We start from the raw sequence: 20,328 nt of genomic DNA on the forward strand, positions 1-20,328 counted from the left end.
TTAAAGTACGATTTAAACGCAACTCAAACTAAAAATAGGATGCAACTAGAAGGAAAAAATGTACTCATAACTGGTGGTACTAGAGGAATTGGAAAATGTATGATACAAGAACTTATTAAAGGTGGTGTTAGCAAGATTGCTGTGATTGCACGAGATAAGGAAAACTTAAAAAAATTATCACAAGAATTTGAAGGAGTGAAATTTTTAAAAATTACGGGTGATGTAGCCAATATTGAGGTTTTGCGCGAAGCTGTAGCGCGAATAGAAGATAAGTGGGGTCATTTAGATATCTTGATTAATAATGCAGGTATCGTTTCTGCAGGTCCTTTAGAAGATATTCAAGATGAAGATGTATACGATCAAGTAGCTATCAATTTTACAGCAGTACTTTTATTAACCAAATATTGTATTCCACTTTTAAAATCTGCAGAAGAAGGGGCTATTTTGAATATCTCTTCAGGATTGGGATTAATCGGAATGCCTTTCTATTCGGTCTATGGAAGCACAAAAGCTGCTATTCGTCAGTTTTCAGATTCTATGCGAAGAGAGCTTGCTCCTTTTAATATTTCTGTAACATGCGCATTTCCGACTGCGACAGATACCGATATGATGCAAAAATTCAAAGGCAGAAAAATGGATTCACCAGAGTTTGTAGCCGAAAGCTCCATACAAGGTATGATGAATAAAGAAATTCAAGTAATTTTTGGTGGTGAGGAACGACTTAAAGAAAATCGTTTGAATTTTGAGGCTCCAGCAGAACTTGATATGCTGGTGGCACAAAATTATGAGCAACGTAAAACAGCTAGTTTAGATCATAAAGCCGTGTGATTTATACTTGATAACCAACAAAACGGTAATTAACTATGAGATTACATTACAAATTTTCTATTTTATTACTATTTGCATTTATTTTATCTTGTAAGGAAAATACGAAACCTACGCAAAAAGCTGTTGTAAATAAAGTAGCCGAAACTGATCGTATTAGTATTCCTAAATCGTGGGTAGATGGTAGGGTAAATAAGGCTAAAGAAAAGCTAGGTGCATCTGAAGCTGGTAAAGTAGTTTGGAATGCGATGGAAGCTCATGGAGGTTTAGCTCAGTGGTATTCAAACGGACCACTTTCTTTTCGATTTAATTATCAGCCTCGTGATGGTAAAACAGCGCGTGACAGTTACCAAACTGTAGATACATGGAGCAATAGGGCAGTGCATACGAGTACAGCTGATAGTACGGCTCATTTTGGGTGGACAGGTGAACAAGCTTGGGTAAAAGCAAAAGATAGTACCGCATTTGAATATGATACCAAATTTTGGGCACTAACGCCATTTTATTTTTTAGGCCAACCTTTTGTGTTGAATGGTGAAGGTGTAAATTTAGAAATGCTTCCAGAGGTGACTTATATAGAACAACAGCAAGATGTGGTTAAGGTAACTTTTGATGCTGGTACAGGTGATGCGCCAGATGATTATTATATACTTTACTTTGGCAAAGAGTCACATAAACTTGCCGCTATACGTTATATCGTTTCTTATCCTGAGTATTTTAAAGAGGGTGGGCATGCACCTGAAAAGTTTATGGAAGTGATAGGAGAAAATACGGTTAATGGTATATTGTTTCCAACCAGTTATAAGACTCATTGGTTAACGAAAGATGAAAAACCTGGGGAGTATATAACCCAAATAGATGTTTCTAATGTTTCTTTCGAAAATGATTTGCCAAAAGATTTTTTTGATGGTCCAAAAGATGCCAAAATTCTGAATGAATAATTTAGTTAGTTATTTAAAATAAAAAAATCCCAAAGATTTCTTTGGGATTTTTTATATGCTATATTTTAATAGTTAAACCTTCTTTGCTTTGTATTGCGAAGCTACCGCAGCACCAATAATGCCTGCATGATTTTGTAATTCTGCAGCAATAACCTTGGTGTCAATTTTTATTTGTGATTTAAACTGGTCAAAGTCTTTTGATGCACCACCACCAAGAATAATTAAATCTGGAGATATAATCAATTCAACGTATTCTAAAAATGTATTGAATCTCTTGCCCCATTTTTTATAAGATAATTTTTCACGGTCTTTTGCAGATCCTGCAGCCCATAGTTCAATTTTTGAATATTTCTTATAAGGAATTTGACCAAGCTCAAAATTAGGAATCAATCTGCCATCTAAAAACGCACCACTTCCTAGCCCAGTACCTATGGTTATCATAACCACCAAACCTTTTTCGCCTTTACCAATACCATAATTCATAGTGGCGTAACCAGCTGCATCAGCATCATTTAACACGGTAAAATCTAATCCGGTTTTCTTTTCTAATATTTCTTCAACATTTACTCCTAACCAGCTTGGGTCTAAATTTCCGGATGCTTTACAGATACCATTTTTAATGATTGTAGGAAAGCCACAGCCAACTTTACCTTTGTAATCGAAGTGGGCAACAATTTCTGCAATAACATCGGTCATTGCTTCTGGTGTTCGAGGATTAGGAGTCGGAATTCGAAATCGTTCAGAAATCATTTCTCCTGTTTCCGAATCAACTAATGCTCCTTTAATTCCAGAGCCACCTACATCAATGCCAAGTAAAGTCATTTTATTTTTTCTTATGAAATACAAAGAAACGAAAAAGAATCGGCTCTTTGAAGTGGGTTATTAAAGGGAGTTATATTAAATATGCTTGAAAAAAAATCGGGCATAAAAAAAAGGACTTTACGTCCTTTTAATTTTTATTATTCTGGCATGGTAAGCCCTATAATGCTGCTTACTTGTATTTCTTCATCAAATTCGTCCATTTCTGTTTCTACAATGAAAGTGATAATAAATTGTTTCCCTATATATGTTTTGTCAGTTAAATTGTATTTCCGGCTAGCCTCATCGGTTATACTGGTAAACTCTGCATTGTACCCGTCTTTATCTGTAAAAACATATACGCCATCTTCATAACTTACAAAAGTTCCATTCATTTTTTCTGCATCTTGGCAGTAAACGCTTGATAATGAAGAAAGAGCTACGAATAATACTACTAAAATCGATTTCATTTTTTAAATTATTAAGTTTAGTTATTAATTTTTTTTAGTCTGTTTAAGTTGTAAAAATGTTGATACAAATGAACTATAAATAGTTGAATAACGATTTTTTTTATCATTTTATTATGAAAGTTTTTTTAATTCTTAAATAGCTGTAAGTCAGTAGGGTAATTTCGGTTTGTTACAATAAAATAATTTGCTAATACCTAGGATTATAGCTCAATTTGATACTACCTTTGATGAATAATCCAACACCATTAAATTGAAAAACAGTAACACACATTCCTTTTATAGTTTTCTTTTTGTCGCACTTTTTGCTACAGTTAATATTTCTTATTCCCAATCACCATTGTCAGGGGATAATATAAAAACATTGATTGAAAAGTATAAGAATGATATACGCGGACCTTATAAAGATATTCGATGGTTCTGTACCGACGGTAGTGTAAGGCAACCAAAAGACCCTTGTCCTGATAATATAGGTCCTGGAGTACAGCATGCAAGATACAAAGATGAAGTTGTTGCCTTAGGTAAAAGCAATCATATCTTTTTAGGTCAAATTTTAGCCTTTTCAACTAATGATGATTTATGGGATATAGACCATAATCATTCTCGTTTAAAGCAATATCAATTAGATAAATATCTTCGTCTTATCGATGATGGCTGGGTGAATCAAAAAGGTCAATTCTATAGAGGCTCTGTTCAAGTAGAAGATGAAGAAGCTTGGGGTATTGGTTTTTATAAGTGGATTTTGGCAAAAGATGCCTTGGTCGCTGATAATTTTTACTTCCTAAGACAATCTTTAAAAGACATACCTCATAATGGTGATGATAATGTAGCACAGTTAATGCGTAGTGAATCGAAAGTTATTTCAGATATCTATACGCCTTTTATGGATTTAAGAACCAAAATTCATAGCCTGCCTGAAAAATCAGATATTCAAAAAGTAATCGATTTTAAAGCAAAAAATCAGAAGTCTTTAACTACCGATTTAATTAAAAAAATAGATGGTCTGGTGGTAACTATGCAAACCTTTTTTAAGCCAGTAGATGTTCAATCTTTATTGAATAAATCGAAATTAGTAAAAGGCACCACTTTAGGAGATAAGGTTCAAGCTTTTGTTCAGGGGAAATCCAGTAATGATTCACCTTCATATTTGGTTAATGAAACAGCTCAGTTACTTTTAGATATTCGTGAAGGCCTATTAGAGGAAAAACGACCGATGGCGCGTTTGCAGTTATTAGATATTTCTTTAAAACTAGAAGAACTATTATTTCAAAATGCACCTAATTGGGAGCCAACGACGGTAAGCGGACAATTGGAAAAAATATGTGCGCTAACTACGGCATCAGTTGGTGCCGGATATTTAGAGTTGTGGGAATGGGAGCAAATCTCTGGTACCTTAAGCAAGTTCGGTCAAGATCAATTAAGCTTGGCAGAATTAACCCAAGTTTTAGAAACGGCAAGAGCTGGGGTAGAATGGAGTGCGGCTATGGTAAAAGCAAATTACCAAGAGGTTGTTGATACCTATACAACGTTTGAACCAAAATCGTATGCTTTTATAGATGACCGAATTAGAGGTTCGGTAGCTTTGCATTTGGGTAAAAGTGTTGGAGAATTAGGCGATTTTATTGCTAAGGAATCTGCACTTACCAATTTGGTAATGGATATTCCGAACCAGAGTACGTTTAGAGGATTAAATCCTGGGTACGCATTCGGTGAATTGGTGGTAGTAGATGGTTCTTCTGAAGATATAGAAGTGTCTTCTGATAAGATTTATATTTTTCAGCGCTCACCGTCAGATTTGAAGCCTATTGCAGGTATTGCAACAGTTGCTGAAGGTAATATGGTTTCTCACGTGCAACTATTGGCACGTAATTTAGGGATACCGAATGCAGCATTATCTGATGCGAATCTACAAAGTTTAAAGAAGTATGATGGCGAACGCGTATTTTATGCCGTTTCGAATAAAGGAAATGTGATTATAAAGCCTGAATCGAAAATGACCGATCAAGAGCGCGGACTTTTTGTGAAGAAAGAGCGTAATACGGATAAGATTGAAGTGCCTATTGAAAAAATTCAATTAAAGAATACCGATGTTCTGAATATGCGTGATGTAGACGCGAGTGATTCAGGAGCATTATGCGGTCCTAAAGCCGCAAACTTAGGACAATTGAAAAAAATGTTTCCAGAGCAGGTGGTTGAAGGGTTAGTAATTCCTTTCGGAATTTTTAGAGATCATATGGATCAGCAAATGCCGGGTGCCGATAGTTCATATTGGGAGTATTTGAATGCGATGTTCGTTGAAGCAGAGCGTATGAGAACTATAGGAGTTTCTGAACCTGAAGTAGAGAATTATCAATTACGACAATTAGAAACTTTAAGAGACGCTATTAAGAAAATGCCTCTAAAAGCTGATTTTATGAGTCAGTTAGAAGCGAAGTTTAAAACGGTCTTAGGTTCTGATTTTGGTAAAATTCCGGTGTTCTTGCGTAGTGATACGAACATGGAAGATTTGAAGGATTTTACAGGTGCAGGACTTAACCTTACTTTATTTAATGTTCTGGATAAGGAGAAAATTTTAAATGGAGTAAAAGAGGTTTGGGCATCACCATATACTGAGCGTAGCTTTAAATGGCGCCAAAAGTATTTATTGAATCCTGAGAATGTGTTTCCTTCTATTTTGGTTATACCTAGTGTCGATGTAGATTATTCTGGAGTGTTGATTTCAAAAGGAATCAATTCTGGTAATGATAAAGATTTGACCGTTGCTTTCAGTAGGGGTGCAGGGGGTGCCGTAGATGGGCAATCGGCAGAAACGTATACCATTTATGATGCTGGCGGCTATAGATTGTTAGCTCCTGCTCGTGAACCTTTATATAATACATTACCTGATACAGGTGGTACTGGTAAAAAAGTTGCTACGTTTCAAAATAGGGTGGTAAATGAGAAGAACTTAAATGAAATCAAAATTTTGGCAAACACAATTCGTAAGACCTTACCTGAAGCTACTAATTCAGATTATGAAGGCGCTTATGATGTAGAACTTGGTTTTAAAGATGATAAATTGTGGTTGTTTCAAATACGACCTTTTGTAGAGAATAAAAAAGCGGTGAGTTCTGGGTATTTAGAGTCCATAACTCCAAAAATTAACACAGAGAAAGAAATCTCTTTAAGTACAAAATTATAATGAATAAAATTTTAGTGTTACTGGTTGTAGTTTTTTCTGCTTCCGCATTTACAACTTATACATACTACCCAATAGACGGTTATGAGCGCACAGGCATAAAACGTTTAAAGCGTTTAGAGCTAATTAAAAGTGGCGTAATAAAAGACGCAACTGCTTTACCAGCAGGGGCATTAAAATCATACAGTGATATACAATTGAATTTACTATCAAGAAAGAATGATAGTGCCATGGGATTAATGCAGGTGAACGAAGATTTTCAGAAAGAAATAAATGCACTTTTTCGTGGTTTAGATAAAAGTTATTCGTTAACGGTATTAGATATATCAGACCCTGAAAATGTACGTTATGCAGAGCGAAATGAAACTGCAGGTTATCAACCAGGTAGTGTAGGTAAATTGGCTGTTCTCAACGGACTCTTTACACAGTTGGCCAAGATTTATCCAGATTCGTTTGAATTAAGAACAGAGCTTTTAAAGAACAAATCTGTAAAAGCGGGAGTGTGGGGCTTAACTGACGAGCATACCATTCCTATTTATAATATCGAGAAGAATACATTGGTGAAACGCCAGATAATCGCAAGTGATGTGTTTACCCTGTACGAATGGGCGGATCACATGTTATCTGTAAGTAATAATGGTGCAGCAAGTATTGTTTGGCGAGAAGTGCTTTTAATGGCTGCTTTCGGTGATAAATATCCTGATTTAACACAAGAGGAAACCGATGCCTATTTTAAAGAAACTCCAAGAAAAGAATTGACTGATTTAGGTAACGATGTGGTGAATTTACCATTACGTGAGTTAGGTATAACTGCAGACGAATGGCGTTTAGGTAGTTTCTTTACAAAAGGGGCAAATACCTATGTAGGAGATAAAGGTGGTAGTATTGGTTCTCCTCAAGGCTTGATGAAGTTCTTGGTTCAGTTAGAGCAAGGTAAGGTTGTTGATGAGGCTTCAAGCTTAGAAATGAAACGGTTAATGTACATGACCGACAGAAGAATCCGGTACGCACAATCACCTGCTTTAAAAGAAGCCGCAGTATATTTTAAATCGGGCTCATTGTATAAGTGCGATAGAAGTAAAGGCGAAGCATGTGGTAAATATATGGGTAACGTTACCAATTTCATGAATTCTGTAATAATCGTAGAACATCCTGATAATTGTAGGTATATGGTCGTGTTGATGACGAATGTACTACGTAAAAACTCTGCTAGTGATCACATGTATTTAGCTGGTAATATCGATAAATTAATACGTAAAGGGTAAATAATTATAACCTTAGTAAAAGTTTAAATAACCTGCTGCACTTCATGTGGCAGGTTATTTTATTTATTAATAATATGTTCAATTGACCTATTCAAACTGTTGGTTTACAATAATGTTTCAGTAGTACTTTAGTGACCATTGCAAGTGGAGAATAGAAATCACTTTGGCTAGGTTGAAATGCTATATTTATTACTAGACCAGGTCAACAAATATGCCCTTTGGTGCCATGAACTGAAATTGTAGCATCTGACCTATAAAAAGTGATGGACATTCTTGTGACCTTTAACTAGAAATTTCATTTCAAAATTGAATGCTTCTTAGAATATGTACCTTTGCCGTACCATTAACTAAAGAATTTATTACATGTTTAAAAGAACACTATTTGTTGCCCTAATTGCGCTTACGCTAACTTCTTGTTGGAAAGATAAAAGTCCTGAAGATCTTATTCGTTTAAAAGACAAATTTAAATCTCAGGTAAATACTTTCGAGAATAAGAAAGAGACTGCAAATAAAAATGTAAACAAAGGTTTAGAATCTTTAAATGCACTGAAAAGCGCTTTAGAGGATACTAAAAATGAAGATAAAGAATTCGCCAAAGTATATGGTGATTGGGAGAAAGTAGATCGTCGTGTGCAAAACTTGAATAGGGAGTATGACGATTTAAAGGAAAAGGCCTCAAATCTGTTTGCTGCGATGGAAAAACAGACCAATAGCCTAAGTGATGAAACCAGTAAGAAAACCTTATTAAGTGCGATAGAAAAAGCCCGTTCCAAATATAACGGTACGTTAGCCAATACCTCAAAAGCTATCGATAAGTTGAAGCTTTTACATGGCGATGCCGTAGAAGTTGTAAAAGCTTTAGAAGTAGCCGCTGCCCTTATCTCTTTTGATAATATCAACGACCAAATGAAAAGCATAGAAGGCCGTGTAGACGGTATTATGCAAGAATTGAATGTGGCTGTTGTAGAGAGTAAAAAACTCTATGAGAAAAAGATTACCGAGCTGGGGGAATAATATAAAAATATTCTAGATCAAAAACTTAAATCGCTAATTAGTGAACCAATCTATTTGATAATAAAAAATGCCTGCATAAATTTATATGCAGGCATTTTTATTTTTCGTTACTACTTAAAATGAATGATCAAACACTTGTATTTTAACTCAAAACCTCAGTAACACCAGGGGTTGGAATTGGATACATTCCGTTTGGTCCTGGGACACTTGGTGGTGTAGAATTCCAAGTAAGTTCACTTGGCATCAATAATTTTTCAGAGGCCATCGCATCTTCCCATGTAATTACTTTGCCAGAATAAGTTGCCATACGGCCCATTATGGCAGTCATGGTACTTTTTGCACCGTTTTCAGCATCGCTAATTACTTCATTATTACGAATAGATGCAAATAATCTATCGTGCTCCACTTGATAAGGATTAGGGTCATTTCGATTACGGTAGTCGAACATTTTTTCACCATCGAGGCCAATAATACTTGCAGCGCCCGCATCATTCATATCAATACTTCCTTTTGTGCCTTGAAAGTTTTCGCCCACTTTAGACCAAGTACCCGGTTGGTGGCGACATTGACTTGCAATTACGGCCCCACTTGGGTATGTAAACTCTACAAAATGATGGTCAAAAATCTCACCATGGTCTTTTCCTGTTCTAACCAATCTACCACCCATGCCTTGCGCAGAAATTGGATATTCACCTATAAACCAGTTGGCAACATCAATATTATGAATATGCTGTTCTAAAATATGATCTCCGCATAACCAATTAAAGTAATACCAATTACGCATTTGATATTCTAATTCGGTTTGGCCTTCTTGTCTTGGTCGTACCCAAACACCACCACTATTCCAGTATACTTGTCCTGATACTATTTTGCCAACATCACCTTGCTTTATTTTCTCTGCAATGGCTAAATAATTATTCTGATAATGACGTTGCAGACCTACGACTACATTTAGCTTTTTCTCTTTGGCAATTTTTGCCATTTCTAGAACTTTTCGAATACCAGGTGCATCTGTAGCCACTGGCTTTTCCATAAACACATGTTTACCGGCATTAATAGCATATTCAAAGTGATAGGGTCTAAAACCTGGTGGTGTTGCTAATATGACAACATCTGCTTGGTCTATTGCTTTTTTGTAAGCATCGAATCCCACATATTTATGGGCATCTTTTACATTTACTTTTTTAGTGCCTTCGAATTCTTTCTGCAAGTTCAGTAGACTTTTGTCTAATTGGTCTTGAAAGGCATCTGCCATGGCTACCAACTCAATATTTTCATCTGCTTTTAAAGCTTGGTTGGCTGCCCCGCTACCACGACCACCACAACCTATAACCGCTAACTTTAGTTTTTTGTCATTAAAAACGTTTGCCATAGCGCTCATTTCCAATCCTGGTAATAACATTCCTGCACCTACGAGGGCGGTGCTTTTGCAAAAATCTCTTCTAGAGTTTTCCGGTTTTAAACTTGGTTTTTTCTTAGTGTCGTTCATGTTGATTGGTTTTAAGGTTTAAGGGACTATTCGCCCCAATAGTTGTTGATTTCAGTTTCTTTTGGCACATTTGGATCTCTTACGATTCTAAAGCCAACAAATGGGGCATCGGTATTCCACCATTTGCTTTTTGGGAATTGAGGGTCTCTCATTTTCCAATTCTCATTAGATCCCAAACGGGCTGCACTTCTTAAATATTCGGCATCATCATAATAAGAGCCACCCCGAACAGAACATGGGTATTCTTCCTTAGAAATTTCTATAGGTGATTGGGTTACGCCATTTCTAGTGGTATAAATTTCTGAGATATATTGGTCTAACGTCCATTCAGCCACATTACCATGCATATCATATAAGCCCCACGGGTTAGGTTTCTTTTGACCTACTGGGTGGTAGGTGTCTTCACTATTTTCATAAGACCAAGCATACTCATCGAGTATTTTAGGGTCATCGCCAAAGTGGTAAGCGGTACTTGTACCTGCGCGAGCACTATATTCCCACTCTGCTTCGGTGGGTAGGCGGTAAAAATGGCCGGTTTTTGCAGAAAGCCATTTACAAAACTGAGAGGCTGCAAATTGAGTAACATTACCAACGGGTAAACCTTCGCTGGTTCCCATACCTAGACTCATATCTACATAGGGTATAGTTGCGCCAGAAATAGCATCAATTTCAATTTCTAATTCATTTGCCTTACTATTAGATTCAATACTATCTATTGCTCTGTTTACGAATAAATTATAGAGTTCCCATGTTATTTCATACTTAGATAACCAAAATGAATTTAATTCTACTGTATGTATAGGGCCTTCTTCTTTACCTCTTTTTTCTTCGGATGTTATACTCCCCATCGAAAAACTTCCAGCAGGTATGGCAACCATTTCAATACCTAAATTTGAACCTCCAATAGATTGTGTGAAGTCATGAGGTTTTTTTTCTTGCGAATACAAATTATTCATTAAAATAATGAACAGAAGGGTAAATACACGGTTTGATAAAATCATATCTTAAATATAAGATTTTATCAAGAATAAATCCATTTGGGAAATCCGTTTTTTATAATGTCTCTTAACCGTCTTCTGCTGTCTATTACTGGGAAACCCCGAGTTCAAAAGCTAATTTCATACTCCATTAAAATGTAAGCGAAGTATAATTATAACAAATTGTTATTTAATAAGGATTTATATAATCGTATACTGTTGACTGTTTAATAGAATAATCGTTAAATATTAATTAGTCGACAAAGTATTGATAGTAATTCTAATGATTGAATAATACTATTCATTTGCATAGAACGTTAGTCAATCTAATGCTGTAACAAGTGGTATTTTTATTGTTATTTCCGACAGGATAAGATATTTTTGCCAACTTTTAAAATCTTAGAACATAATCGTTTATAGGAGACTATGTTGAAAAAGATTAAAAGATATAATTAAGTAAAGACTGTATGATCCATAAAAATGCTGAGGAAGAACGATTAGCCGTTGAGGATAATTATAAAAATTGGAAGAGATGGGGCCCATATTTGGCAGAGCGACAATGGGGAACCGTAAGAGAAGATTATAGTGAAAATGGTCACGCATGGGATTTTATCGGTCACGATAAGGCACGTAGTAATGCTTATAGATGGGGAGAAGAAGGTATAGGTGGTTTTTGTGATTCTAGAGAAATTCTATGTTTGGCGCCTGCTTTTTGGAACGGTAAGGATCCAATCCTTAAAGAACGCTTATTTGGACTTACCAATAATGAGGGTAATCATGGTGAGGATGTTAAAGAACTCTATTTTCATCAAGTGTCTACACCTACACATTCGTATGCTAAATATTTATACAAGTACCCTCATAAGAAATTCCCATACGCTGAAATAATAAAGAAAAATCGGGAAAGAGGTAGGGAAGAGTCAGAATTTGAACTTCTAGATACTAAAGCATTTGCCAAAAATAGATATTTTGACTGTTTTATTGAGTATGCCAAAGAAGATGTTGGCGATATTCTTATGAAGATAACTGTTGTTAATAGAGGCTCGAAAGCTGCTAATATTCATGTTTTGCCTCATCTATGGTTTCGTAATTTTTGGAAGCACAACAATCGTTTTGAGCGACCAGAAATGAAGTCGATTTCAAATTCATCTGTACAGAGTAGAAGTACAAGAAATGGCAGATATTATTTTTATCATGAAGGTGGAGAACAACTGTTTTGTGAAAATGAAACCAATAACAAACGCATCTACGATGTGCCTAACGAAGTAGATTATGTAAAAGACGGTATCAATGACCATGTAGTTAGTGGTTTAGATACGGTAAACCCGAATAAGAAAGGTTCAAAATTTGCAGTATGGCATAAATTAAGGCTTAAATCGGGGGAAGAGAAAACCATTAGAGTACGATTAAGTAAAAAGAAACTTGCCGATCCATGGACCAATTTTGATTCAATTTTTAATAAAAGAATTGCTGAATGTGAGGCGTTTTATGGCGATATTTTAAAGAAAGAGCTGCCACAAGCGCAACAAGAAATAGCTAGAAAAGCCTTTTCTGGACTTTTATGGACTAAGCAGTTTTATTATTATGATGTCCATAAATGGTTGTTTGGTGGTGCTGGTGAGGCCAAACCTTATCGTGCAGATTCGCGAAATATACATTGGGAACACCTTACCAATCGCCACATTATATCAATGCCAGATAAATGGGAATACCCATGGTATGCCGCTTGGGATTTGGCATTTCATATGGTATCTTTTGTAGAGATAGATCCTTATTTTGCCAAAGAACAATTGCTTTTGGTATTGCGGGAAAGTTATATGCACCCTAATGGACAGATACCTGCTTATGAATGGAATTTTAGTGATGTGAATCCGCCAGTACATTCTTGGGCAGTTTGGAATGTATATGAAAAAGATAAACAACGTTCAGGAAAAGGTGATTCAAAATTCTTGGAAAAGGCTTTTCAAAAATTACTAATCAATTTTACTTGGTGGGTAAATCAAAAGGATAAAAATGGAATCAATCTTTTTGAAGGTGGCTTTTTAGGGCTCGATAATATTGGGGTTTTTGACCGTAATCATATGCCAGAGGGCATCACACGTATGCAACAGGCAGATGCTACCAGTTGGATGGCTATGTTTACATTGAACATGCTTCGTATGTCTCTAGAATTGGCGAAGGTAAATCCAATATATGAAGAGAGTGTTGCAAAATTCTTTAGGCATTTCTTAAATATTGCTTGGGCGATGCACCATATAGGGCAGAAAGATATTTCTTTATGGGATGATGAGGATGATTTTTATTATGATGTGGTAGAAATGTCTAATGGTACTACAGATCGTTTAAAGGTGCGGTCATTAGTAGGTATCATACCATTATTTGCTGTAGAAATTATCCATAAAGATTTATTTGAGGAACTAAAGCACTTTAAAGTAAGAGCAGCTGAAATTGTACGCACACGACCCGATTTGGCCTCGTTAATTTCTAATATTGAAGAGTTCAATGCCGATGGAAATTATTTGTTTTCTATCATGCGAGGATTTAGATTGGAGAAATTATTGTTTCGATTGTTAGATGAAAAGGAGTTTCTTTCTGAATTCGGTATTCGTTCTCTTTCAAAATACCATGAGGAGCATCCTTTTGTATTTAAACATAATGGACACCATCAGATTCAATATGAATCTGGGGAAAGTCGTTCAAATATGTTCGGGGGTAATTCTAATTGGCGTGGCCCCATTTGGATGCCATTGAACTATATGATTATCCAATCGCTTCGTAAGTACTATTTGTTCTATGGAAAAGAATATGTGTATGAGTTTCCTACCGGATCGGGTGTTAAACTGAACCTGAATGAAATAGCAAATGAGATTTCTAAAAGATTGATAAAGCTATTTCAACCTAATAAAAAAGGGAAGTTTCAATACCATTCTGAAGATAAGCACCAACTATTTACGAAAGATGAACAATTCAAAAACCAGCACTTCTTCTATGAGTTTTTTGATGGGGATTCTGGTAAAGGTTTAGGAGCATCGCATCAAACAGGTTGGACCGCTTTGGTCGCCAACTTGATCATGGAGCTAGAGCAGAATTCATAAGCAGAGAAATTTAAAATGTTGTATATTAGAATACTAAAGGCTATGTGCTTTAACATGGCCTGTTATCTAAACCAACATTTCACTGATGAAAAACGATACAATAAATATATCGAAAATAGTCAAAAATGTTTCCCACTCTTCTGATGATTCTGACTATGCTGTTTGCTGGGTCAAGGACGAAATTAAAGGTGTTGAGATAGACGGTGTTTTATATCCAAACATATCAAATTCTATTTTTTTCTTGGATAATAAAGTACAATGGAAGCTTTATACTAGAGATAATGCTGTGAATGCAGGATATTTACTCCAATTATCGCACGAGATACTTAGCAATCCATTGTTGAGCAAACTTCACATCAACCAAGTGAGACTATTTAACTCCGGAACCATTCCGCTATTTAAATTAAGTCCGGGTATCGAGAAACGAACCCAAGCTATTTTAGAAATGATAGATGAGCTTTTGGGCTCTCATCTAAATAATAAAGAAGATGCATTGATATCACTACTAAACACCTTTTTTGTATACTGCGATGGTCAATGTAATATAAAGTCAATCATTGAAAAAAACCAAACAAAGGCAAATATTGTATATGCGTTTAAGCAGTTAGTAGATAAGAATATTGTGAAATCTCACGAGGTAGGGTACTATGCGTCACGACTTAATATATCTACAAAATATTTGAATGAATGCGTTCAAGAAGTGCTTAATGTTAGCTCTAAGAGTATAATTATTGAACAGTTATTGATTCGATCACGTCATGCTTTAAAATTTACCAATAGAACAATAAAGGAGATTAGTTATGATTTAGGTTTTTCTACACCAGATTATTTCAGCTATTTCTTTAAGACCCAAACAGGAACCAACCCTTCTGTGCTTAGAAGAAGCGGTAGTTCTTAAATTCAAAGTTTATACCGTGGTTTTCACATTTTACCCGATTTGCTTTATTCCTAAATTGGTGTAAAATTAAAATCATGGATAGAAAACGTTTTATTAAAAATTCAGGAATAGGTTTGGGAATAGCATTATTGCCTGGAGTACTACTTAGTCAACCAAATTTATTTTCAACCCCTCATGTTTCTCTTAATGACCCAAAAGTGGTTAAAGATGATGATGGAGATGTTCTTAATGTTATTGGGGATATCCAGACCCATAAATTGTTGGGTAAGGACACAAACAATCAAATTGTTGAATGGGTGGATAATGTTGCCCCAGGTGTAGGTATACCGCCGCATATCCATACCAAGGAAGACGAGATGTTTAGGGTGGTTAAGGGAGAAGTTGAAATAACCGTAAACAGTAAAACCACCATTTTAAAAGCAGGTGATATTGCTTTTGCGCCAAAAGGTATCGCACACGCTTGGAAGGTTGTTGGTACAGAAAAGGCAAAAATGATTACCTCCGCTTTTCCTGCAGGTATCGAGTTTATGTTTCAAGAATTGGCACAATTACCAGCAGGACCACCGAATTTTGAAAAAGTAGCGGAAATTTGTGGAAGACAGGGAGTAACTTTTGTATAGGAAATAGAAGGAATCTATATCTTTTTTGAGATAGAATCAATGTCTATTTGGTTTTTATTCATCTTCATGGGTTTCTGCTTCAAAGCTATCAACATATTTTAAATCTTTGAACCAATAGTGGGAAGAAATCACATCGGCGATTAATTCTCCTGTATCGTTTTTTGTAAGTTTCAATTGCCAAAGAATATCTTTTGCTTCTTGAAATTTATCTCCTTCAATTTTGTCATCAAAAAGGCGGTTGATTACACTGTTGTCTGGTAAGCCACCAACCAATAAACGAACCAAGGTCGCTTCTGGATAAGTGTCAAATATGGGATAGCTATTTTTTGAAGTTTCCTGAACTTTCAACTGAAATGAAACTGCTTCAGGGTGAGGAAAAGTACCTTCAAAGGCATCATATAGCAATTGATGCACGGCAAAGAATTCTTCATGTAAAGAAAGATCTGCATATTCTTCCCATAATTTTTCTTCCAACATTTCATTTGAAAGGTTGTCGATTTGACCCTTGTTAAGTTTATTACCAAAAACATAGGTGAGTACAATTTTCGCGGCATCATCTGGTTCATTATCAGTTAGTGACATTAAACACATATCTTTTATTTCGGCCTTATCTAAACTAGCAGGATTATCATAATCCATCAGCTCTAATAAATCTAGATATTTGGCTTCTGTCCAATAACCAGGTAATTCAGAAATCGTTTTAAACGATATTCGAGTAACAGTAAATGATTTTTTCATGAAGAGAGTAATTCAAAATTAAAACCAGTTTCTTTTTTTAAAATAAATAAGCATTAGTATCGCAACGAAAATCATTGCTGCCCACATGATGTAGTAGCTGTATTGATAATGTAGTTCTGGTACATTGTCAAAATTGGTTCCGTATATACCAGCAATAAATGTTAGGGGAATAAAGATGACCGAGAATATGGTCAAGAACTTCATGATGTCATTTAGTTTGGTACTTACTGAAGTATGGTATAAGTTTAATTGATCGGTTAAAATTTCACGGTAACTATCTGATGAATCGATTGCTTGATTCATATTATCCCGTAGCTCTTGAAAGTGGATATAAGTAGAATCAAATATAAATTCAGATTCTAACTTTGAAAGTGTTAAAATCATCTCTTTTGCCGGCCTAATATTTCTTCTTAAAAAGTTTAATTCACGTTTGTAATCATTGATTTTCCTGATTGTAGATTTATTAGGGTGGTTGCCAATGTTTTCTTCCAAGATTTCTATTTTTTCACCCAATACACTTAAAATATAGATGTAATTGTCAATGACGATATCTAATAGGGCAAAGGTCAAATAGTCCGTCCAACCATTTCTGATACGCTTTCTATTCTTGCGAATTCGTTCTCTAATGGGTTCGAATACATCGCCTTTTTTCTCTTGAAAAGAAATCAATACAGATTTGGTAAGTATTAGGCTTAGATTTTCAACAGTTAGAGTACCGTGTTCTTCATTGAGTTGAAGCATTTTTATGGAAAGAAAAATGCAATTATCGAATTCTTGAACCGTAGGTCTTGAAGACGTATTCATAACATTTGCTAGCACCAGTTCATCTAAATGAAAACCCTTAGCTATATCGAGCATTAGCTCTTTGTTATGTAAACCGTCAATATTGAGCCATGTGACCGTTTTCATATCTTGATAGGCTATGGCTTCGGTAATATCTTTTACAGGTTGCTCGTTGAGGTTCTTTGAGTCAAAATCAATAACCCTAATCAAGACTTCGTCTATTTTTTTTTCGCCTCTATAGAATAATTCATCTGGGGCTCTCCCAATTTCATCCTTGTTTTTTCTTACGAATCTTGCCATGCTAATTTGTTTTTGTAATCATAATGACCTAGAATATATAAGCTACATGATATTTAAATATCTACAGAAAATATACCAGTACTGTTATTAAGAATCGCTTATAGCTGTAAATGCATCTAATGCGAAACTTCTAATTTTTGGGTCAGCATCGTTAAGATGTTCTTCTACAATACTTAAATATCGAGGTTCTTTTTGTTGCGCAATGAGGTATAAAACCGCCAACTTAATTTTTAGGTCGTTGCCTTGTAATAGCAATTTAAAACACTCTAATTCTGAGGTTATCTTATGTTTTATTTTTTGAAGCTCTTCTTCTGATGATATATCAAGGGCAGATTCTTCAATAATTGGCAGCAGCTTGCGCTTAAGCTCACCTGTAAGAAGGTTGTCTAAAAATTCAATGGCATTGTGCTGGGCTTCTTGCTTATGGCTTAAAAGACCTTCATAGGCTATGGCAACATCTTTTTGTTGGTAGCGTAGACCTAATAATTTAAAGATTCGCTCTAAACCAGAATCTAACCTGCGTTCTAAAAGCTCTAAAAGGCTTGTGCGTGCATCTCGTTCTGCATCTCCAATTTCTTTTTTAGACTTGGTTCTGTTTCGATAAGAGATAATTATTTGAGTATGCATTGAAGACAAGGTTTGATGGTGCAACTTACACTCATCAAAGATTACCGACACCACTTTATAGCGATTGAATTTTAATTGTGGATGTGTTGAACGAATAGCACTTAATGCTCTAACCACTTCTAACCGAACAGTCAAATCATTATCTGTTAAGATGCCTAATAATTGATGAACGGCTTCCTTCGAATAAAAAGATTGCATGGCCATAGGTATGAATCGAATCACGGATAAGGGTTGCAGTCTTTCCTGAACATTTTTACGAAGTAATGGTAAAATTTGAGGGCCATATTGTTTAAATGCCTCAATAACCGCAGGTCTATATTTTTTTTGTTCTAAAAACGGAATAATATGTTGGCCTACAATAGGGTCCATTGTACTACCGATAGACTTGATAGTGGTTCTTACAATTTCTTCATTTTCATGATTTAGAAACTCAATAAGCTTGTTGTAATAAATGGGCATATTAGCAACACCCAGTATTTCTATTACAGTTTCTAAATAGATTATATTGTCTTTGTCTTTTTCAATGTTAATGAGCGATTTAGAAATACGGTCTAGTAATGAATAGCGTTGTTTTAGAGAGTAATTATGTTTAGCCTCCCTTGCCAAACAAAATAAGGCTGCCGAAGAAATACGCTCATTCGAATTTTCTAAATAGGCATCGAATACGAACGATTTGTCTTTATGGGCAAAACTTAAAATGTATGCTAAGGTGGCAATGGTCAAATCTCTATCTTCAATTTTTAAAAGCTCAGAAACCTCAGATGTCATACTTTTTGAATTTAAAAAGTATAAATTTTGAATAGCCGATAACTTCACTTTGTTGCTTGGATGTTCCAATAGCAATTCAACATCATCTGCAAAACGCTTATCATTGATTTCCATCAATTTGTCAAGCATAAAAAGAATTTGTTCTTCAGTTCCATTTTTAAACACGGTACGCATACCTGCTACAACCGAAGATTTTGAAGTAGTTATTTTTTTGGTTTTTTTTAAAGAATCGGTAAGTACTTCTAGGTTGGTTCTAAACGTTTTATAATATTCAATACGCACTTTGTAAATGAAATACAGCCAAAGGCAAACAAGAACTATGATTAGAATACCGATATAAAATGAAGGTAGGTCAAGACCACGAACTACAAATATTAAGAGGCATCCTGCAATACCAGTAGCCAAGCTATCGACAACTACATCGATGAATGATTTAGTCTTGTTTTTTAAATCGAACGGTAATGGTAGCGTCAATAGTTCAGAGGCGCTTTTATGAATAGACTGTTTTAGTATACCATCCATTGCTTTTATGACTACTACCGCAGAAAGTTCTGGCAAGAGTAGAAATAAAATGCTTCCGCCGAAAATACCTATCGGTAATAATAATAAGGAAAAGCCTACTCCCCATATACCAACAATTCTATGAGTAAAGAATAATTGAATGACTAGGGATAATAAGTTAAATGTTGAAAACCAAAAGGCAAAAAAAGCGGTTAGCTCATCTGCATCTGATATGGCAGAAGAAGCAAAATCACTAAAAAGATAATCGACCAATTTCGCCACTACAACGCTAACGACTACGATACTTGCAATATAGGTGAGATGTTTAGATTTTAAAATAAGCTTTAGAGGAGGCTCTGTGTTATTTACCGGATTCTTATGTTTTCTAATAGAACCATTCTTCTTGACCCTAATATTCCAAATTTTTCGTAGTAATGGTATGCAGAAGAAAAGGAGTAATGCAGCCACGAACATCAAATTTTCGTTACCAATAAGCGGTGCAAGAATTGAAGTAAGATAACCTCCGAAAATTCCACCAATTATGGCCCCAGAACCTATAAAGCCAAATAATCTTTTGGCCTCTCTAATACTGAAAACTAAATTGGCCAAAATCCAAAATTGGGAAGCGGATAAAACGGCATAAATAGCCACCCAGATGTAAAAAAAATAAAGTAAAAATCCACTAACAACATGTAAGGATAAAAGAATACCTAGTCCGATAAGAATAACAATCGAGCTAATAATAGTTACTTCGATCACTTTTTTAAGTGAAAACCGAGAAACCGCTTTTGAATAAAAATATGAACTGGTAATCGCCGTAACGGCAACCAATAAAAAGGCAAAGGGTAGCTGCTCTACACCTAACTCAGAAAGAAAAAGAGCGTTAACGGTAGGTTTAATAATCAGTAATACGGCAATGACCAAAAAGATATAGGCGAGCATCCAAAGTGATACTTTGAATTCGCCTTCCCTTACGTCAAATATTTTTTTAATTAGTCTTTCTACCATCAAATAATATAAATCTATCGTTTATTTAAAAATTAG

15 protein-coding genes are annotated in these 20,328 nt (G+C 35.3%); 8 read left to right on the forward strand and 7 right to left on the reverse strand.

Going from position 1 to position 20,328, the window contains the following annotated elements; genetic code table 11:
* The first annotated feature begins 39 nt into the window (after positions 1 to 39).
* Together B5X55_RS00715 and B5X55_RS00720 are read left to right on the forward strand one after the other, a co-directional pair.
* Positions 40 to 828 carry an SDR family NAD(P)-dependent oxidoreductase gene (locus B5X55_RS00715; RefSeq protein WP_079510480.1) on the forward strand — a complete coding sequence of 263 codons (789 nt, stop codon included), beginning with the start codon at positions 40 to 42 and terminating at the stop codon, positions 826 to 828.
* Positions 829 to 863: 35 nt separating this feature from the next.
* Positions 864 to 1,766, forward strand: coding sequence for a LolA-like protein (locus tag B5X55_RS00720; RefSeq protein WP_079510481.1), 903 nt, complete (start codon positions 864 to 866; stop codon positions 1,764 to 1,766).
* 72 nt (positions 1,767 to 1,838) lie between these two features.
* Here the strand turns inward: B5X55_RS00720 and ppgK are convergent, their stop codons facing one another.
* Positions 1,839 to 2,588 carry a polyphosphate--glucose phosphotransferase gene (ppgK, locus tag B5X55_RS00725; RefSeq protein WP_079510482.1) on the reverse strand — a complete coding sequence of 250 codons (750 nt, stop codon included), beginning with the start codon at positions 2,586 to 2,588 and terminating at the stop codon, positions 1,839 to 1,841.
* Between the two features lie 137 nt (positions 2,589 to 2,725).
* Entirely contained in the window at positions 2,726 to 3,034 is a 309-nt protein-coding gene (locus B5X55_RS00730) for a hypothetical protein (protein WP_079510483.1), read from the reverse strand.
* A gap of 1,012 nt (positions 3,035 to 4,046) precedes the next feature.
* On the opposite strand from B5X55_RS00730, the gene B5X55_RS00735 reads away from it, so the two are divergent.
* The 3 genes from B5X55_RS00735 to B5X55_RS00745 all read left to right on the forward strand — a co-directional run bounded on the left by B5X55_RS00735 (position 4,047) and on the right by B5X55_RS00745 (position 8,488).
* Positions 4,047 to 6,212 carry a PEP/pyruvate-binding domain-containing protein gene (locus B5X55_RS00735; protein WP_234999649.1) on the forward strand — a complete coding sequence of 722 codons (2,166 nt, stop codon included), beginning with the start codon at positions 4,047 to 4,049 and terminating at the stop codon, positions 6,210 to 6,212.
* The gene (locus B5X55_RS00740; RefSeq protein WP_079510485.1) at positions 6,212 to 7,474 is read left to right on the forward strand and encodes a serine hydrolase; all 1,263 of its coding nucleotides are present in this window, start codon (positions 6,212 to 6,214) and stop codon (positions 7,472 to 7,474) included. Before B5X55_RS00735 ends, B5X55_RS00740 begins: the two co-directional genes overlap by 1 nt.
* A gap of 363 nt (positions 7,475 to 7,837) precedes the next feature.
* Positions 7,838 to 8,488 (forward strand): hypothetical protein, encoded by a 651-nt coding sequence (locus tag B5X55_RS00745; RefSeq protein WP_079510486.1) that lies wholly within the window; start codon positions 7,838 to 7,840, stop codon positions 8,486 to 8,488.
* A gap of 142 nt (positions 8,489 to 8,630) precedes the next feature.
* Here the strand turns inward: B5X55_RS00745 and B5X55_RS00750 are convergent, their stop codons facing one another.
* Positions 8,631 to 9,977 carry a Gfo/Idh/MocA family protein gene (locus B5X55_RS00750; RefSeq protein WP_079510487.1) on the reverse strand — a complete coding sequence of 449 codons (1,347 nt, stop codon included), beginning with the start codon at positions 9,975 to 9,977 and terminating at the stop codon, positions 8,631 to 8,633.
* Positions 9,978 to 10,003: 26 nt separating this feature from the next.
* Positions 10,004 to 10,978 carry a formylglycine-generating enzyme family protein gene (locus tag B5X55_RS00755; protein WP_079510488.1) on the reverse strand — a complete coding sequence of 325 codons (975 nt, stop codon included), beginning with the start codon at positions 10,976 to 10,978 and terminating at the stop codon, positions 10,004 to 10,006.
* Positions 10,979 to 11,421: 443 nt separating this feature from the next.
* Between B5X55_RS00755 and B5X55_RS00760 the strand changes: the two genes are divergently transcribed.
* The 3 genes from B5X55_RS00760 to B5X55_RS00770 all read left to right on the forward strand — a co-directional run bounded on the left by B5X55_RS00760 (position 11,422) and on the right by B5X55_RS00770 (position 15,567).
* Positions 11,422 to 14,049 carry an MGH1-like glycoside hydrolase domain-containing protein gene (locus B5X55_RS00760; RefSeq protein ID WP_079510489.1) on the forward strand — a complete coding sequence of 876 codons (2,628 nt, stop codon included), beginning with the start codon at positions 11,422 to 11,424 and terminating at the stop codon, positions 14,047 to 14,049.
* Positions 14,050 to 14,134: 85 nt separating this feature from the next.
* Complete coding sequence (locus tag B5X55_RS00765; RefSeq protein WP_079510490.1) at positions 14,135 to 14,947, forward strand: helix-turn-helix domain-containing protein; 813 nt, start codon at positions 14,135 to 14,137, stop codon at positions 14,945 to 14,947.
* Positions 14,948 to 15,021: 74 nt separating this feature from the next.
* Positions 15,022 to 15,567 carry a cupin domain-containing protein gene (locus B5X55_RS00770; protein ID WP_079510491.1) on the forward strand — a complete coding sequence of 182 codons (546 nt, stop codon included), beginning with the start codon at positions 15,022 to 15,024 and terminating at the stop codon, positions 15,565 to 15,567.
* A 54-nt stretch (positions 15,568 to 15,621) separates the two neighbouring features.
* Here the strand turns inward: B5X55_RS00770 and B5X55_RS00775 are convergent, their stop codons facing one another.
* From B5X55_RS00775 to B5X55_RS00785, 3 genes are all read right to left on the reverse strand, one after another.
* Positions 15,622 to 16,305, reverse strand: a complete 684-nt coding sequence (locus B5X55_RS00775) for a hypothetical protein (RefSeq protein WP_079510492.1) — start codon at positions 16,303 to 16,305, stop codon at positions 15,622 to 15,624.
* Between the two features lie 18 nt (positions 16,306 to 16,323).
* Positions 16,324 to 17,388, reverse strand: coding sequence for a magnesium/cobalt transporter CorA (gene corA / locus B5X55_RS00780; protein ID WP_079510493.1), 1,065 nt, complete (start codon positions 17,386 to 17,388; stop codon positions 16,324 to 16,326).
* A gap of 87 nt (positions 17,389 to 17,475) precedes the next feature.
* Positions 17,476 to 20,292, reverse strand: coding sequence for an Npt1/Npt2 family nucleotide transporter (locus tag B5X55_RS00785; protein WP_079510494.1), 2,817 nt, complete (start codon positions 20,290 to 20,292; stop codon positions 17,476 to 17,478).
* Between the last annotated feature and the right edge of the window lie 36 nt (positions 20,293 to 20,328).

The sequence above is a fragment of the Maribacter arcticus genome, from assembly GCF_900167935.1.
Lineage (GTDB): Bacteria > Bacteroidota > Bacteroidia > Flavobacteriales > Flavobacteriaceae > Maribacter > Maribacter arcticus.

Coding starts and splice junctions, on each gene's coding strand:
- B5X55_RS00715 (WP_079510480.1), top strand. CDS start 40: ATGCAACTAGAAGGAAAAAATGTACTCATAACTGGTGGTACTAGAGGA.
- B5X55_RS00720 (WP_079510481.1), top strand. CDS start 864: ATGAGATTACATTACAAATTTTCTATTTTATTACTATTTGCATTTATT.
- ppgK (WP_079510482.1), bottom strand. CDS start 2,588: ATGACTTTACTTGGCATTGATGTAGGTGGCTCTGGAATTAAAGGAGCA.
- B5X55_RS00730 (WP_079510483.1), bottom strand. CDS start 3,034: ATGAAATCGATTTTAGTAGTATTATTCGTAGCTCTTTCTTCATTATCA.
- B5X55_RS00735 (WP_234999649.1), top strand. CDS start 4,047: ATGCAAACCTTTTTTAAGCCAGTAGATGTTCAATCTTTATTGAATAAA.
- B5X55_RS00740 (WP_079510485.1), top strand. CDS start 6,212: ATGAATAAAATTTTAGTGTTACTGGTTGTAGTTTTTTCTGCTTCCGCA.
- B5X55_RS00745 (WP_079510486.1), top strand. CDS start 7,838: ATGTTTAAAAGAACACTATTTGTTGCCCTAATTGCGCTTACGCTAACT.
- B5X55_RS00750 (WP_079510487.1), bottom strand. CDS start 9,977: ATGAACGACACTAAGAAAAAACCAAGTTTAAAACCGGAAAACTCTAGA.
- B5X55_RS00755 (WP_079510488.1), bottom strand. CDS start 10,978: ATGATTTTATCAAACCGTGTATTTACCCTTCTGTTCATTATTTTAATG.
- B5X55_RS00760 (WP_079510489.1), top strand. CDS start 11,422: ATGATCCATAAAAATGCTGAGGAAGAACGATTAGCCGTTGAGGATAAT.
- B5X55_RS00765 (WP_079510490.1), top strand. CDS start 14,135: ATGAAAAACGATACAATAAATATATCGAAAATAGTCAAAAATGTTTCC.
- B5X55_RS00770 (WP_079510491.1), top strand. CDS start 15,022: ATGGATAGAAAACGTTTTATTAAAAATTCAGGAATAGGTTTGGGAATA.
- B5X55_RS00775 (WP_079510492.1), bottom strand. CDS start 16,305: ATGAAAAAATCATTTACTGTTACTCGAATATCGTTTAAAACGATTTCT.
- corA (WP_079510493.1), bottom strand. CDS start 17,388: ATGGCAAGATTCGTAAGAAAAAACAAGGATGAAATTGGGAGAGCCCCA.
- B5X55_RS00785 (WP_079510494.1), bottom strand. CDS start 20,292: ATGGTAGAAAGACTAATTAAAAAAATATTTGACGTAAGGGAAGGCGAA.